This window comes from Brevibacterium luteolum, assembly GCF_013004595.1.
Classification (GTDB): domain Bacteria; phylum Actinomycetota; class Actinomycetes; order Actinomycetales; family Brevibacteriaceae; genus Brevibacterium; species Brevibacterium luteolum.
This window is the reverse complement of the sequence record NZ_JABEMC010000003.1, coordinates 122,094-137,586: the sequence shown is the minus strand read 5'-3', so window position 1 is coordinate 137,586 and position 15,493 is coordinate 122,094. Positions and strand designations below refer to the sequence as shown.

The following is a 15,493-nucleotide window of genomic DNA, read 5'->3' as shown; positions in this document are numbered from 1 at the left end:
CACCGCGGGTATCAGGTGGTGGCTTCTCCCCCGCCGGTGCTGAAGTACTCGACGACCTCGCGGTCGATGCGCTTGCCCCAGTACACGGCGGCCGCGTAGAGGGCGGTGAAGACGAGACCGATGAAGAACATTGCCGGCAGCACGAATCCGCACGCGACGATGAGCACCTGACCGATCCACCCGAGCAGGATGCCAGGGCGCTTCTGGCCGATCCGGCGGGGCAGCAGGATCGCTGCGGCCAGCAGCACAACGGTGATGACTGCGACGCCGGCGATGAGCAGCGGCAGGCTGACCGGTTTCAGCCCGATGCCGGTGAGACCGGCGAAGTAGACGACGCAGATCTCTGAGATGAGGATCGAACCGCACAGCACCGGCAGCTTCGACTTCAGCGGCCCGTCGGGCTTGGGTCCCGGGTTGTCCCGTCCTGCGGCGTTCGGATGCTCGGCGGTCACTGGATGCCTCCCTTGCCCAGCAGTGTGCGGGCCTCGGCGACGGTCAGCATCGAACCGGTCACGACGATCCCGGCGTGCCGGCTGTCCTGGCTGTTGACCAGGTCGATCGCGGCCATGAGAGCAGCGTTGAGTTCGGGGGTGTCGGTGACGTCCTCCGGGTCGAACCACTCAGCGGCAGCTGCTGCGAGTTCGCCGTGTTCGAGGGCTCGCGGAGAGAGCGCTTCGGAGACGACGATGCGGTCGGCGAACCGGTGGACGTATTCGAGGACTCCGTGCGGGTCCTTGTCGGCGAACATCGCGACGACAGCGACGACGAATTCGAAGTCGAACGCCTCGTCGATCGTGTCAGCGAGCACCTCGGCTGCGGCGGGATTGTGTGCCCCGTCGACGAGGATCGTCGGTTCGGTGCGCAGGATCTCCGCGCGTCCCGGCGAGGTCACCTGGGACATTCCCTCGGCGACGATCTCGCTGTTCAGCGGCTTGTCGGCATCGGCGAGGAACGCCTCGCACATGGCGATCGCCAAGGCGGCGTTGTGCGCCTGGTGCTCCCCGTGCAGCGGCAGGAACAGGTCCGGGTATCCGGAGTAGAGTCCCTGCACGTCGATGAGCTGGCCGTCGACGGCGCGTTCGCGCCCGCGCAACCCGAAGTTCTGCCCCGCCCACAGCGCAGGCGCACCCCGTGCAGCTGTCTGGACTGCCAGCGCCTCGGCGGCCTCCGCAGTCTGCTCTGCGATGACTGCCACCGGGTCTGGGGACGGAGTCGGGTCGATCGAGCGGTTGAGGATTCCCGCCTTCGTCGCGGCGATCTCGGCGAGCGTGTCACCGAGGTAGGCCTGGTGGTCATAGCCGATCGGCGCGAAACCGCACACGGCGGCATCGGCGACGTTGGTGGAGTCCCATTCGCCGCCCATCCCGACCTCGATGACCATGACGTCGACGGGCGCCTCAGCGAAGATCGCAAAGGCGAGCACCGTCAGCGCTTCGAAGAAGGTGAGCTTCGGACGGTCGGCGGCGACGAGCTCCGCGTCGACCATCTCCAGGATCGGAGCGGCAGCGTCATAGGCATCGACGAAGACGCGTTCGCTGACCTCCTCACCGTCGACGGCGATGCGTTCGGTGACCCGGTGCAGGTGCGGGCTCGTGAAGCGCCCGACCCGCAGCCCGGCCGCTGAGAGGATCGCATCGACCATCCGCGCCGTCGAGGACTTGCCGTTGGTGCCGGTGAGCATGACGACCGGAGCGCTTTTGTGCACGTCGCCGAGCAGTCGGCAGGCTCGTTCGGTCGCATCGAGTCGGCGCTCGACCTGTGTCTCCCCCTGCCGGGAGAGCAGCGCGGAGTACACGCGGGCCAGCGCCGAGGTGCCGCGTGCCTCAGCGGGCACAGCGGCCTCGGGCTCATCGTCGCCCTGGGAGGCGGCGACGAGCGCATCGACCTCGGCTGCGTCCGGGTCGTCGGGGACGAGTGGGACGAGCGGGCTGTCCTCGAAATCCGGCAGCTGCGGCACCTCGGTGCCATCGGGCCCAATGTCTGCAGCGTCAGTGCCGTGGACGGGGTCGTGTTCGCTCATGCGCGCTTCACCTGGACGGCCGCATCGGAGGCGAGTTCGCCGGCGGTGAAGACCTCCTCACCGCTGAGCCGCTCGCTCGTGGTGCCGAATTCGACGGCGAGCACCTCACCGGCAACCATGTCGCGGTGGGAGTCGACGGCCGCACGGACCTGCTCGGGGGCCGAGAGCAGCACCGTGATCCGGTCGGCGACGTCGAGGTCGAGCTGCTTGCGCACGTTCTGGATCGCTCGGATCGCATCACGAGCGACGCCTTCGGCGCGCAGCTCGTCGGTGACCTCGATGTCAAGGGCGACGAAGCCGCGATCCATCGCTGCCAGGGCAGCGCTCGTTGCCCCGGCGTCGGCGACTTCGTCGAGGGTGTATTCGCCTTCCTCGAGCTCGATCCCGCCGGCAGTGACGGTGCCATCATCGGCGACTGACCAGTCGCCGGCCTTCGAGCCCTTGATCGCCGCCTGCACGTTCCTGCCCAGGCGCGGGCCGGCGACGCGGGCGTTGACGGTGAGCTTCTGTTCGAGGGTGAAGCCGGCGGCAGCGGCCTGGTCGACGCCCATGACGGTGACGTCCCGGACGTTGAGCTCATCGGCAATGATCGACCGGAAGTCGGCGCCGAGCTCCTCATCGGTGGCCACCGTCAGGGAGGCCAGCGGCAGGCGCACGCGCAGGTTGTTGGCCTTGCGCAGCGAGGAGCCGGTCGAGCAGACCTGACGGGTGCGATCCATCGCGGTGACGAGATCGGCATCGGCGGTGAAAGCCTCAGCGTCGGGGTAGTCAGCCAGATGGACGGAGCGCTCACCGGTGAGCCCGCGGAAGATCTCCTCTGCGGTGAAGGGCAGCAGCGGGGCCGCCACACGCAGGAACGCCTCGAAGCAGGTGTAGAAGACGTCGAAGGACTCCCGCACTTCGGCGGTGCCCTCCCAGAAGCGCCGCCGCGAGCGGCGGATGTACCAGTTGGTGAACATGTCGAGGTGCTCGCGGACCAGTTCGCAGGCCGCCCACACGTCGTAGTCGTCCATCGCCTGCTGGAAGTCGACGATGAGGTCGTGGGTCTTGGCGATGAGGTAGCGGTCGAGCACGCGGGTGGACTCGTGACGCGGCTGCGCGGCATAGCCGCGGGTGCCGGCATCTCCGTCGGCGTTGTTGGAGTAGGTGGCGAAGAAGTGCCAAGCATTCCACAGCGGCAGGATCACCTGGCGCACGCCGTCGCGGATCCCCTGCTCGGTGACGACGAGGTTGCCGCCGCGCAGGATCGGGCTCGACATCAGGAACCAGCGCATCGCATCGGAGCCGTCGCGGTCGAAGACCTCGTTGACGTCCGGGTAGTTGCGCAGGCTTTTGGACATCTTCTGCCCATCGGAGCCGAGCACGATGCCGTGGCTGATGCAGTTGCGGAAGGCCGGGCGGTCGAACACTGCGGTGGCAAGGATGTGGAGGGTGTAGAACCAGCCGCGGGTCTGGCCGATGTACTCGACGATGAAGTCGCCTGGGAAGTGGTGTTCGAACCAGTCGGCGTTCTCGAACGGGTAGTGGACCTGGGCATAGCTCATCGAACCGGAGTCGAACCACACATCGAGGACATCGGGCACGCGGCGCATCGTCGACTGGCCGGTCGGATCATCCGGATTCGGGCGGGTGAGGTCGTCGATCCATGGCCGGTGCAGGTCCGGTTCGCCCTTGTCGTTGAGCGGCAGCCGGCCGAAGTCGGCTTCGAGTTCGGCCAGCGACCCGTAGACGTCGGTGCGCGGGTATTCGGGGTTGTCCGAGACCCACACCGGGATCGGCGACCCCCAGAACCGGTTGCGAGAGATCGACCAGTCGCGGGCGTTCTCCAGCCACTTGCCGAACTGGCCGTGCTTGACGTTCTCCGGCACCCAGTTGATCTGCTCATTGAGCTCGACCATCCGGTCCTTGAAGTCGGTGACCTTGACGAACCACGAGGACACCGCCCGGTAGATGAGCGGGGTGCGGCAGCGCCAGCAGTGTGGGTAGGAGTGCTCGTAGGTCTCATGCCGCACAAGCAGCGCCGAACGTCCGGCCAGCGGGCCGGTGTGGTCGCGCAGGTCGCGGATGATCGCCTTGTTCGCCTCGAAGACCTGCTGGCCGGCGTAGTCGGTGACCGGGGCTTCGAAGCAGCCGGCGTCGTCGACGGGACGAACGGCGTGGATCCCGGCGGCATCGGTGAGCACCTTGTCCTCCTCACCGAAGGCCGGTGACTGGTGGACGATGCCGGTGCCGTCATCGGTGGTGACGAAGTCGGCGGCGAGGATCGAGTGCATCGCCTCGCCGAACTCCTCCTGCCGGCCCTCGAAGTACCCGAAGGGCGGTTCGTAGCGCAGGCCGAGCAGATCGGTGCCGGTCATCTCGCGCACCACCTCGGGGTCCTCGCCGAGCTCGCGCGCGTAGGCGGCCACCCGGTCCTTGGCCATGATGAGGGTGATGCCGCGCAGGTGCTCAGCCGGCGCCTCGGGCCCGGGACGCACCGCGACATACTGGACGTCCGGGTGGACGGCCACCGCCTGGTTGCTCGGCACGGTCCACGGGGTGGTGGTCCAGATGACGACGTACTCATCGGAGTCGGCGAGTTTGTAACCGATCGTCACCGCGGGGTCCTGGCGGGACTTGTAGACTTCCTCGTCCATGCGCAGCTCGTGGTTCGACAGCGGCGTCTGGTCCTTCCAACAGTACGGCAGGACGCGGTAGCCCTCGTAGACGTAGCCCTTGTCCCACAGCTGCTTGAACGCCCAGATGACCGATTCCATGTACTCGACGTTCAGCGTCTTGTAGTCGTTGTCGAAGTCTACCCAGCGGCCCTGACGGGTGACGTACTCCTCCCACTCCTTCGTGTACGTCAGCACCGAGGAGCGGCACACTTCGTTGAAGCGGGCGATGCCCATGTCGCCGATCTCGGACTTGTCGGTGATGCCGAGCTGGCGTTCGGCTTCGAGTTCGGCGGGCAGTCCGTGGGTGTCCCAGCCGAAGCGGCGTTCGACGCGCTTGCCGCGCATCGTCTGGTAGCGCGGGACGACGTCCTTGACGTAGCCGGTGAGCAGGTGGCCGTAGTGCGGCAGGCCGTTGGCAAACGGCGGGCCGTCGTAGAAGACGAATTCGTTCTGGCCCTCGGAACCGGCCTCACGCTGGTCGATGCTCGCCTGGAAGGTGTTGTCGGCGTTCCAGAAGCGCAGCACGTCGTCTTCGATGGCAGGGAACGACGGCGATGCGGTCAGGCCTGCAGCGGAGGTCTTCTGCTTGGGATAGATCTGATCGGTCATGAGCGTCCTTGGGTGCGGTCGGCGGTCCGGTGACGAGGACGACGCTTCCGCCGCGGTACCACCTCGCTTATCGGAGTTCTTCCCGCCGCCGAGGCGTGACCCGGGTGGGCGTGGGAGCTCTCCGATCGCTCATTTCCAGGCTGTGACGGGCCTACCCGTCCGGGTCTAGTGGGGCACCGGTTCCAGTTGTCTGGAGTGGTGCCTGTTCTTCCGGATGCTCCCCGGTGATGGCCGGATCATCGCAGGAAACATCTTAGCGCAGATGCATGCGGAATCCGAACCGTCCTGGTGGGGTGGTCAGCCCAGTTGTTCAGCTCAGTCTGGGAGGTGCGAGGCGGCGGTCTCAGCTGTCTGGTCAGCAGTTGCGGAGCTGTGTGCGCGGCGGTCGCGGATGAGCCGGACGGCCGAGGCCAGCAGCATAATGAGAAGCACGCCCGTGTACCCCCAGGCGAAGGACATGCTGAGTTCAGTTGCGGCGGAGAGGTAGATGTGCCAGGCGAACTCGCCTGCGGCGAAGATGAGCGCTGCAGCATAGAGGAAGGCGCGAGCGCGTCCCGGCTGCATGCGGGGGCTGAGGTCGCTCGCGAGCACGAAGAGTGCCACGGTGAGCACGCGCAGACTAGCGTCGAGGACGCTGAGTGGCGGCAGCGAGGAGAACCAGCCGGCGAGGAACAGCCCCGAGAGCGTCAGCAGGAACGCGACACGACCGGCCACGCGCCAGCGCGCGCCGGTGGCATGGGTAGTGCCGGGGTGCCTCTCCAGGGCTGCGTGCGACATCAGGTTCCTCTCCACACCTTGCCCGGCGCCAGAGGACGCGGCACAGGGCGGGTGCGTCCAGGCTACGCCGGGGCAGTCGCGGTGTCGTTACGACTTTCGTCGTAGACGCAGGCGGTCACAGCCCCTGGTGGCGGGCCACCTTGTGCTGGGCGGCCTGGGCAAGCGGCCGGACGACCATGAGGTCGACGTTGACGTGATGCGGGCGGCTGAGCATCCAGTCCACCGCGTCGGCAATGTCCTCAGCCGTCAGGGGATTCTCGACGCCCTCGTAGATCTTGTCGGCGGCTTCCTGTGAACCGAAGCGCTTACGATTGAATTCCTCAGTCCTGACCATGCCCGGGGCGATCTCCATGACGCGCACCGGACTGCCCGCCAGCTCGAGTCGCAGGGTCTGCGCGATGGCATGCACCGCATGCTTTGAGGCGGTGTAGGCACCGGCTGCCTCATAGGTGACGAGTCCGGCGGTCGAGCCCATGATGAGCACGTCTCCGCGCCCCGAGGCGGTCAGAGCAGGCAGCAGGGCGTTGATGCTGCGCAGCAGTCCGAACGCGTTGATGTCCATGGTCTTCTGCCAGTCGGTCACCGCGGCGTCGGCGATCTCTGCATGACCGTAGGCAGCGCCCGCGTTGGCGATGAGAGCGTGGACAGGGCCTGCAGCGATGACCTGCTCAGCCATCGCTGCGACGTCGTCATCACTGGTGAGGTCGGCGGTGATGACAGTACACCCGGTCTCGTCGGCGAGCACGGCGAGCTTCTCGGTTCGGCGGGCGACTGCGGTGACGTGCCAGCCGCTGGCGGTCAGGCGGCGGACGGTGGCTGCTCCGATCCCGGAGCTGGCTCCGGTCACTACTGCGCGCAGGGTCGTCATCGTAGCATCTCCTTATGAGCCGGATGTGGTGTCGTCTCCATCCTTGCCGCAGGCCTGGCCCTGCACAAGGTGGCGAGCGTCCTCCCGCTGCCGGTAACGACCGCGCGCCGGCCTGCCGTCGTCCCGACAGTCGGCGGGCTGAAGACGAGCACGAGCATGGCTGGTCTCCCCCGGTGTCTCAGCCGCGGGTGCGGAACGGTTTGCCGGCGCCGAAGGCTCCGCGTACGAACGGGATCTTGAGCAGCAGCCAGGTGATGGCCGTGCAGACAAGCGTGTAGATGATCGGCAGGACGAGTCCGTGGAACAGCACAGAGCCGACCGTGTTGGGGTGGCCGATGACCTGCCGCATGGGGAACAGGATGAGCGGGTGGAGGAGGAAGACGCCGAATGAGTACGGGTAGATCCTGGTGAGGAACCGCCAGCCGGTGCGCATGTGAGTGTGCAGCAGCACATAGGCGGCCAGCGACATCGGCACCACGAACGGGGAGACGTATTCGTAGGCGAACCGCCATGGCCTGTCCCCCGGCCCGATCGCAGACCATGCCAGGATCGCACTGTATGAGGCGAAGAAGACGAGCCACGCCAGGATCGTCTGTTTGCGGGTGAGGATCCAGTCGCGCAGCACGAAGCCCAGCACATAGTAGCCCATGAGCGGCAGGAACCGAGTGGCGGCGTTGGGCTCGCCGACGTCGAAGAACGTCGAGATGACGTGATCGGCCATCCCGATCGCCAGCAGAATCCCGGCAGTGCCCCACTGCAGGCGCTTCGTTCCGTGCAGCGACAGAAGCCGCATGAACGGGGTGAGCAGGATCAGTCCGGCGAGCACGTAGAGGAAGTACAGCTGCACATACGGGGAGCCGGTGAGGATCGCGGCGATCGGGCTCCAGGTGGTGTGGATGCGACCTTCGTAGAAGAGACGGAAGAGGATGTAGACGAATGTCCACACCACCAGCGGGATGCCGATGCGGTAGAAGCGTTTGATGAGGAATTCGCGTGGCCGCACGCCGCGATCGGGGTCGAGGGCGAGCGCGCCGGAGATCATGAGGAACACCGGCACTGACCAGCGGGCGGTCGCGTCGATGAGGTTGGCAGACCACCATGTGGCGTCGCCGTGGGAGCTCAGATCGGTCTCGACGGTGGCGCTGACACTGTGGATGGCCACGACGAAGAGGATCGCCAGAGAGCGGGCCGGGTTCATCCAGGCAGTCGACGTTGCGTTCTCGGCGTAGCGCGGGGTCGGCGGCAGGGGGCTCACACTCCTATCCTGACATGAAGCCGCTGGTCGCCGGTGGTTTGAGTTCGGCTGCGCGGTGCGGGGATAATCACCGGTATGACTCAACCTGCCTCACGCACACATGACTCGGTGCACCTCCCGGACAGACCCGCTCTCGAAGGCCTGAAGGACAAGTGGGACTCCCGCTGGTCCGAGCAGCAGACCTACGCCTTCGACCCTGAGACCTCCCGCCAGGAGGTCTACTCGATCGACACTCCCCCGCCGACGGCGTCGGGATCGCTGCATGTGGGGCACGTCTTCTCCTACACCCAGACCGACATCATCGCCCGCTATCAGCGGATGATGGGCAAGAACGTCTTCTACCCCCTCGGCTGGGACGACAACGGCCTGCCGACTGAGCGCCGCACCCAGAACTACTACGGGGTGCGCTGCGAGCCGACTCTGCCGTACGACCCAGGCTTCACGCCGCCCGCCAAGCCGGCGAGGAACCCACGGGACTTCGTACCGGTCTCGCGCCGGAACTTCATCGAACTGTGCGAGAAGCTCGCCAGCTCCGATGGTGAGGTATTCGAAGCGCTGTTCCGCTCGGTGGGCCTCTCGGTCGACTGGAATCACTCCTACCGCACCATCGACGCCGACTGCCGCGCTGTGTCTCAACGGGCGTTCCTCAAGGACCTCGCCGGCGGTCATGTGTACTCGCAGGAAGCCCCGACGATGTGGGACGTCACCTTCGGCACCGCTGTGGCGCAGGCTGAGCTGGAGGACCGGGAGCGCGAAGGCGCATACCACAGGGTCGCGTTCTACCCGGCTGCTGCTGACGGCACGGCTGACACGTCGGTTGAGCCGATCGTGATCGTCACCTCGCGTCCGGAGCTCATCCCGGCGGTGGCGGCACTCGTCGCTCACCCGGATGATGAGCGCTACCAGGACTACTTCGGCACCCAGGTCGTCTCCCCGCTGTTCGGCGTGGCCGTCGACGTGCGTGCCCACCAGCTGGCCAAGCCGGAGAAGGGCACCGGCATCGCCATGGTGTGTACCTTCGGTGACCTCACCGACGTCACGTGGTGGCGTGAGCTTCAGCTGCCCACCCGCGCGGTCATCACCCGCGATGGCCGTCTGCAGCGCGAGGTCCCGGAATGGATCGCCTCCTCCCCCGCTCCCGAGGCGGTGGCCAACTATGAGCAGCTGGCCGGGAAGACGACGTTCACCGCACGCAAGACGATCGCCGAGATGCTCGCTGAGTCCGGCGATCTGCTCGCTGAGCCGGAGGCGATCACGCACCCAGTGCCGTTCTACGAGAAGGGCGACAAGCCGCTGGAGGTCGTGACGTCCCGGCAGTGGTACATCCGCAACGGCGGCACCGACGACAGCCTGCGCGACAAGCTCATCGCCCGCGGCCGCGAACTCGACTGGTACCCCTCGTTCATGCGCTCGCGCTACGAGAACTGGGTGGAGGGACTCAACGGCGATTGGCTCATCTCCCGCCAGCGCTACTTCGGTGTCGCGATCCCGCTGTGGTATCGCCTTGATGAGGCCGGCGAGCCCGATTACGACAACCCGATCGTGCCCGATGACGCCTCGCTGCCGGTCGATCCGCAGGCCGATGTGCCCGACGGGTTCACCGCCGGGCAGCGCGATCAGCCCGGTGGCTTCACCGGTGAGCCGGATGTGCTCGACACGTGGGCGACCTCGTCGCTGACCCCGCAGATCGCCGGCGGCTGGTCGCGGGACGAGAAGCTGTGGTCCCAGACGGCACCGTTCGACCTGCGCCCGCAGGGCCATGACATCATCCGCACCTGGCTGTTCTCGACCGTCGTGCGCGCCAATTCGCTCAATGACAATGTGCCGTGGACCCGGGCTGCGCTCTCAGGCTGGATCCTCGATCCGGACCGCAAGAAGATGTCGAAGTCCAAGGGCAATGTCGTCGTGCCCAGCGACATCCTCGAGGAGTCCAAGCCCGGCTTCGGACCGGATGCCGTGCGCTACTGGGCCGGTTCGGCCCGGCTCGGTGCCGACACCGCCTATGAGGTCACGCAGATGCAGATCGGCCGGCGCCTGGCGATGAAGATCCTCAACGCCTCGAAGTTCGCACTCGCCCAGGGTGTGCACACCGATCTCATCGGCCGCACCGACCTCATCACCGAAAGCCTCGACCAGGCTGTGCTGGCGGCGCTGCGCGAGACCGCAGCCGAGTGCTCGGCTTTCATGGCCGAGTACGACTACGCTCATGCGCTGCGCACCGCCGAGTCGTTCTTCTGGGCTTTCACCGACGACTACGTCGAACTGGCCAAGGACCGCTCCTACGGTTCGGTCGGCGAAGCCGGCCAGTTCTCGGCGCACGCGACTCTGGCGACCGCCCTCGATGTGCTGCTGCGTCTCTTCGCCCCGTTCATGCCGTTCGTGACCGAAGAGGTGTGGTCGTGGTGGCGGTCCGGTTCCGTTCACCGAGCTGTCTGGCCACAGGCGGACGACCTGCCGGTATTCGACGCCGACACTCAGGCTCTCGGGCACGTCGGCGATGTGCTCGGCGAGCTGCGCCGCGCGAAGACCGAGGCAAAGGTCTCACAGAAGACCCCGATCACCTCGGTGACCGTGACCGTTCCCGAGGCAGTGCTCGCCGCCGCACAGGGTGCTGAGAGTGACATCATGGCCGCCGGCCGCGTGCAGGCGTGGACACTGTCGGCCGGCGGTGACGACATCACGGTCGCCGACGTCGAGTTCGAGACCGCCGAGTGAGTGTTGCCGAACAGCCACACTGAAGCGGCTCGCTGAGCCTGATGTGGGCTTAAGCTGGGGGCGTGCAGTCGATCTGCACGCCCCCAGCTACATATCCCCCAGTCGGGCACCGGCCCGGCGCGCACGACCAGGAGACAGCGATGCGCAGCGAACTCTTCGCCAAACAGCACCAGGAGCAGGAGCTCAATCAGCGATGGACGATGCAGTCCAGCCGGATGGTGCGAGGGGTGGTGACCCCGCAGGAGCCGATGATCGCCACGAAGGGTGCGATGGTCGCCTACCAGGGCAACGTCAACTTCAAGCACCAGGGTTCGACCTCGGTTGGGCAGTTCATGAAGAAGGCTGCCACGGGTGAGGGCGGCCAGCTCATGCGTGTCGAAGGCCACGGCGAGATCTTCTTCGCCCGGATGGCCGCGAACATCTTCATGATGCAGCTCGAAGGTCCGCAGGACGCGCTGACTGTGAACACGACGAGCATGCTCGCCTTCGACGCCTCGCTGCGCTGGGACATCCAGCCGCTGCGCGGCATCGGCGCGCTCACCTCGGGTTCCGGGCTGTTCAACCTTGAACTCTCCGGTCACGGCACGGCGGCGATCTGTGCGCAGGGCCAGCCGATGGTCCTCGACTGCTCGCGCACGCCCACCTTCGTCGACCCGCAGGCGGCGGTGTGCTGGTCGGCGAACCTCGCTCCGGACATCCACACCGATGTCACCCTCGGCTCATTCTTCGGCCGGGGTTCGGGTGAGGGCATCCAGATGCGCTTCCACGGTCCGGGCTTCGTCGTCGTGCAGCCAGCGGAGACGTCCTGAGCCGGCACAGGTCAGCACAGCCGCTCAGTCTGCGGCGCTCTCGCCGGTCTCTGCGGCTCGTCTGATCGCAGCCAGGCACCGGTTCTGCTGAGCTCTTCGAGCGCAGCAGCGATGTCGCCGAGGCGTGCCGGTGCCACCTGATAGACAACGGCCCGCCCGTCACGCTCGGCCGAGACGAGACCCGCCTCGCGCAGAATCTCCAGGTGCTTCATGATGCCCGGCGGGAGATGCTGAGTTCGTGCTGCAGCCCTGAGGCCGATGCCGGTGCCTGCCCGAGCCGGAGTATGAGCTCCCACCTGGTGTTCTCTCCCCCCCTGACGCGCGCAGGACTTGCACTGTCTCGTCGGTGCCGAGGCGGCTCATCGCGCCTCTGCCCCCGCATCTGCGTACGGGCCAGCAGTCTGCTCCAAGGCGGCTTTGGCCAGGACGAGCTCCAGGCCCGCAGGGCCATGCCGCCGGCATCGAGGTTGTCAAATCCGGGTTCGCGCACACGCAGCGTCACACCCTCGGGTCCTTCAGTGATGAAGAACTCGATGAGCGTCACCGAAAGCTCCCCGGCGACGACGGCTTCAGCGGGCCGTCGAGCGGCTCTCCGCCGTTGATGAACCACCCGCGCTGTGAGATCAGCGGGAGGGCGGCTGGAGCGGACGCAGCGATCTCAATGCCGCGGTTGATGATGAGATGTGCCATGACTGCTCCCTGAGGCAATAGTGCAACCATTCAGCTGCTGTAGCTTAATGGTTGACTATGCGTCATGGGCGTCAAGGCCCAGCGACTGCAGAACGGTCTACTGAGTGCACACCTGACCTCACGCAGACTCTTCCGAGAGTGAGGGGTCAGGCCGACTTCTTCCGGCGGGCCGGCTGCGCCTTGCGCGGTACGATCGTCGGAGCGACATTCGAGTCGACGACATCCTTGGTGATGACGACGCGTTCGACGTCGTCGCGGCTGGGCACATCGAACATGACCGGCTGCAGGACCTCTTCCATGATGGAGCGCAGGCCGCGAGCGCCGGTGCCGCGCAGCAGCGCGAGGTCGGCGATCGCCTCAAGGGCCTCGTGCTCGAACTCGAGTTCGACGTTGTCGAACTCGAACATCCGCTGGTACTGCTTGACCAGTGCGTTGCGGGGTTCGGTCAGGATCGTCATGAGCGCATCGCGGTCGAGGTTGGAAACGGTGGCGATGACCGGCAGACGGCCGATGAACTCGGGGATGAGCCCGAACTTCAACAGGTCTTCGGGCAGCATCTGGCTGTAGATGTCCTCAGCGTCGTTCTTCGACTGCAGCATCGCGCCGAAGCCGATGCCGTGCTTGCCCTTCCGAGAGGAGATGATCTCCTCCAGACCGGCGAACGCGCCGGCGACGATGAAGAGCACATTGGTCGTGTCGATCTGGATGAAGTCCTGATGCGGGTGCTTGCGCCCACCCTGCGGCGGCACCGACGCCTGGGTGCCTTCGAGGATCTTCAGCAGCGCCTGCTGCACGCCCTCACCGGAGACATCGCGGGTGATGGAGGGATTCTCGGCCTTGCGGGCGATCTTGTCGATCTCGTCGATGTAGATGATGCCGGTCTGGGCGCGCTCGACATCGAAGTCAGCGGCCTGGATGAGCTTGAGCAGGATGTTCTCAACATCCTCACCGACGTAGCCGGCCTCGGTCAGGGCGGTGGCATCGGCGACAGCGAAGGGCACATTCAGCTTCTTCGCCAGCGTCTGAGCGAGATAGGTCTTGCCAGAACCGGTCGGACCGACGAGCAGGATGTTGGACTTGGAGATCTCGATGTCGTCGTCATCGAGGCTGCGGGAGGCGCGGATGCGCTTGTAGTGGTTGTACACCGCCACGGCGAGGGCCTTCTTCGCGGGCTCCTGACCGACGATGTACTTCTGCAGGAAATCGTAGATCTCCTGCGGCTTGGGCAGCTCGGTCTCCTCGACCTCGGCCAGCGGCTGATTGAGCTCCTCTTCGATGATCTCGTTGCACAGCCCGATGCACTCATCGCAGATGTAGACACCGCCACCGGCAATGAGCTTGCGAACCTGCTTCTGCGACTTGCCGCAGAAATTGCAGTTGAGAAGATCTGCACTATCGCTCTTGCGCGCCACGGTCACAACCTTTCCAAGGGGCACACGCTATCAGCCTAACCCGCTTCTGTTCAGTACCTCAACAGCATGTCACACGGCACAGACATCGCCTGCCACCTGAGGAGGCGCGTGTCGGCACAGCCCCGGAGAACTGCTCGGACACCGCTACGGCGGCGACCGTGAGGTGCGCGTCTGGGCCGATCAGGCCGCTGCTTCGCAGACGGCGCCGGCCCGCACTCCGAAACGGGGTGCGGGCCGGCGAGGCTGCGCTGTCGGCGGCTGTCCTCAGGCGTTCTTGCGCGAGGAGAGCACCTGGTCAACCAGGCCGTACTCCTTGGCCTGCTCGGCGGTGAGGAACAGGTCGCGTTCGATGTCATTGGAGATCTGGTCAGCGGACTTGTTCGTGTGCCTGGCCAGCGTCTCCTCCAGCCAAGTGCGCATGCGCAGCACCTCGGCGGCCTGGATCTCGATGTCCGAGGCCTGGCCGTGGCCCTGGCCCTGCATGGCCGGCTGGTGGATGAGCACACGGGCGTTCGGCAGCGCCAGGCGCTTGCCCGGGGTGCCGGCAGCCAGCAGCACAGCGGCAGCCGAGGCGGCCTGACCGAGGCAGACGGTCTGGATCTCGGGCTTGATGTACTGCATCGTGTCGTAGATCGCCGTCAGCGCGGTGAACGAACCGCCCGGAGAGTTGATGTAGAGCGTGATATCACGGTCCGGATCCTGCGATTCGAGGACGAGCAGCTGGGCCATGACGTCATCGGCAGACGTGTCGTCGACCTGCACGCCGAGGAAGATGACACGGTCCTCGAACAGCTTGGTGTAGGGGTCCTGCCGCTTGAAGCCGTACGGAGTGCGCTCTTCGAACTGCGGCATGACATAGCGCGAGGTCGGCATCGCACCGGCGGTGCTCCAGGGATCGATACGAGTCATCTATGTCTCCTTATGCTTCGTTGAGCGAGGTTTCGCCGTCGAGGTCGTCGGACTTCGTGATGACCTTGTCGATGAACCCGTAGTCGAGGGCCTCATCAGCGGTGAACCAGTGGTCGCGGTCATTGTCCTTGAGGATCTGCTCCAGGGACTTGCCGGTCTGCTCGGCGGTCAGCTCGGCCATCTGCTTCTTCATGTGCAGGATGAGCTCGGCCTGGATCTTGATGTCGGTGGCGGTGCCGCCGATGCCGCCCAGCGGCTGGTGCATGAGGATCCGGGCGTGCGGGGTGGCGTAGCGCTTGCCCTTCGCACCCGAGGACAGCAGGAACTGTCCCATCGAGGCGGCCATACCCATGGCGACGGTGCCGACGTCGGGGCGGATGTACTGCATGGTGTCGTAGATCGCCATGCCCGCGGTGACCGAGCCGCCGGGTGAGTTGATGTAGAGCCAGATATCGCGGTCGGGATCCTCGGCTGCCAGCAGCATCATCTGCGCGCAGATGGCGTTGGCGTTCTCGTCGCGCACCTCTGAACCCAACCAGATGATGCGCTCCTTGAGCAGCCGGTTGAAGATGTGATCATCCAGTCCCAGTCCTGCCGGCTTGTCCTGCGCGACCGGCTGGGAGGCGTACTCGTGTGTCGTCACGTGTCACTCCTGTGGTTCGGTTCCATGCTTACTGGACTCTAACCCGTCGGCACCGGGTTTTAGTCCCGCACCGCCTTGTGTTCGCCCTCAGCATATGAGGGTTGATCACAGACGGCGCAGGGCGGGCAC

12 protein-coding genes are annotated in these 15,493 nt (G+C 66.0%); 2 read left to right on the top strand and 10 right to left on the bottom strand.

The window, feature by feature from the left end:
- Nucleotides 1-11: 11 nt before the first annotated feature.
- The 6 genes from HLA91_RS06120 to HLA91_RS06095 all read right to left on the bottom strand — a co-directional run bounded on the left by HLA91_RS06120 (nt 12) and on the right by HLA91_RS06095 (nt 8,186).
- Nucleotides 12-452, bottom strand: a complete 441-nt coding sequence (locus tag HLA91_RS06120; RefSeq protein WP_259835425.1) for a DUF4233 domain-containing protein — start codon at nt 450-452, stop codon at nt 12-14.
- The gene (locus HLA91_RS06115) at nt 449-2,020 is read right to left on the bottom strand and encodes a bifunctional folylpolyglutamate synthase/dihydrofolate synthase (RefSeq protein WP_170273973.1); all 1,572 of its coding nucleotides are present in this window, start codon (nt 2,018-2,020) and stop codon (nt 449-451) included. The genes HLA91_RS06120 and HLA91_RS06115 overlap by 4 nt, the downstream gene beginning before the upstream one ends.
- Entirely contained in the window at nt 2,017-5,286 is a 3,270-nt protein-coding gene (gene ileS, locus HLA91_RS06110; protein WP_170273972.1) for an isoleucine--tRNA ligase, read from the bottom strand. The genes HLA91_RS06115 and ileS overlap by 4 nt, the downstream gene beginning before the upstream one ends.
- 315 nt (nt 5,287-5,601) lie before the next feature.
- Nucleotides 5,602-6,063 (bottom strand): hypothetical protein, encoded by a 462-nt coding sequence (locus HLA91_RS06105; RefSeq protein WP_170273971.1) that lies wholly within the window; start codon nt 6,061-6,063, stop codon nt 5,602-5,604.
- Nucleotides 6,064-6,178: 115 nt separating this feature from the next.
- Nucleotides 6,179-6,931: an SDR family oxidoreductase gene (locus HLA91_RS06100; protein ID WP_165883097.1), complete on the bottom strand. Its 753-nt coding sequence runs from the start codon at nt 6,929-6,931 to the stop codon at nt 6,179-6,181.
- A gap of 178 nt (nt 6,932-7,109) precedes the next feature.
- Entirely contained in the window at nt 7,110-8,186 is a 1,077-nt protein-coding gene (locus HLA91_RS06095; RefSeq protein WP_338076737.1) for an acyltransferase, read from the bottom strand.
- A gap of 75 nt (nt 8,187-8,261) precedes the next feature.
- Between HLA91_RS06095 and valS the strand changes: the two genes are divergently transcribed.
- Both valS and HLA91_RS06085 read left to right on the top strand, forming a co-directional pair.
- Entirely contained in the window at nt 8,262-10,901 is a 2,640-nt protein-coding gene (gene valS / locus HLA91_RS06090; protein WP_170273970.1) for a valine--tRNA ligase, read from the top strand.
- 140 nt (nt 10,902-11,041) lie between these two features.
- Nucleotides 11,042-11,710: an AIM24 family protein gene (locus HLA91_RS06085; protein WP_102159776.1), complete on the top strand. Its 669-nt coding sequence runs from the start codon at nt 11,042-11,044 to the stop codon at nt 11,708-11,710.
- Between the two features lie 540 nt (nt 11,711-12,250).
- On the opposite strand, the gene HLA91_RS06080 is transcribed toward HLA91_RS06085, so the two are convergent.
- The 4 genes from HLA91_RS06080 to HLA91_RS06065 all read right to left on the bottom strand — a co-directional run bounded on the left by HLA91_RS06080 (nt 12,251) and on the right by HLA91_RS06065 (nt 15,364).
- A complete protein-coding gene (locus HLA91_RS06080; protein WP_170273969.1) occupies nt 12,251-12,400 on the bottom strand; it encodes a hypothetical protein in 150 nt (49 codons plus the stop codon).
- Nucleotides 12,401-12,546: 146 nt separating this feature from the next.
- Nucleotides 12,547-13,812: an ATP-dependent Clp protease ATP-binding subunit ClpX gene (gene clpX / locus HLA91_RS06075; RefSeq protein ID WP_170273968.1), complete on the bottom strand. Its 1,266-nt coding sequence runs from the start codon at nt 13,810-13,812 to the stop codon at nt 12,547-12,549.
- 264 nt (nt 13,813-14,076) lie between these two features.
- Nucleotides 14,077-14,721, bottom strand: a complete 645-nt coding sequence (locus tag HLA91_RS06070) for an ATP-dependent Clp protease proteolytic subunit (protein ID WP_102159772.1) — start codon at nt 14,719-14,721, stop codon at nt 14,077-14,079.
- A 10-nt stretch (nt 14,722-14,731) separates the two neighbouring features.
- Nucleotides 14,732-15,364, bottom strand: a complete 633-nt coding sequence (locus HLA91_RS06065; protein ID WP_102159770.1) for an ATP-dependent Clp protease proteolytic subunit — start codon at nt 15,362-15,364, stop codon at nt 14,732-14,734.
- Nucleotides 15,365-15,493 lie beyond the last annotated feature (129 nt).

Excerpts from the sequence above, each read along its gene's own strand:
- HLA91_RS06070 (WP_102159772.1), bottom strand. The coding sequence starts at position 14,721 with ATGACTCGTATCGATCCCTGGAGCACCGCCGGTGCGATGCCGACCTCG.
- valS (WP_170273970.1), top strand. The coding sequence starts at position 8,262 with ATGACTCAACCTGCCTCACGCACACATGACTCGGTGCACCTCCCGGAC.
- HLA91_RS06105 (WP_170273971.1), bottom strand. The coding sequence starts at position 6,063 with ATGTCGCACGCAGCCCTGGAGAGGCACCCCGGCACTACCCATGCCACC.
- HLA91_RS06080 (WP_170273969.1), bottom strand. The coding sequence starts at position 12,400 with ATGGCACATCTCATCATCAACCGCGGCATTGAGATCGCTGCGTCCGCT.
- HLA91_RS06115 (WP_170273973.1), bottom strand. The coding sequence starts at position 2,020 with ATGAGCGAACACGACCCCGTCCACGGCACTGACGCTGCAGACATTGGG.
- HLA91_RS06085 (WP_102159776.1), top strand. The coding sequence starts at position 11,042 with ATGCGCAGCGAACTCTTCGCCAAACAGCACCAGGAGCAGGAGCTCAAT.
- HLA91_RS06100 (WP_165883097.1), bottom strand. The coding sequence starts at position 6,931 with ATGACGACCCTGCGCGCAGTAGTGACCGGAGCCAGCTCCGGGATCGGA.
- ileS (WP_170273972.1), bottom strand. The coding sequence starts at position 5,286 with ATGACCGATCAGATCTATCCCAAGCAGAAGACCTCCGCTGCAGGCCTG.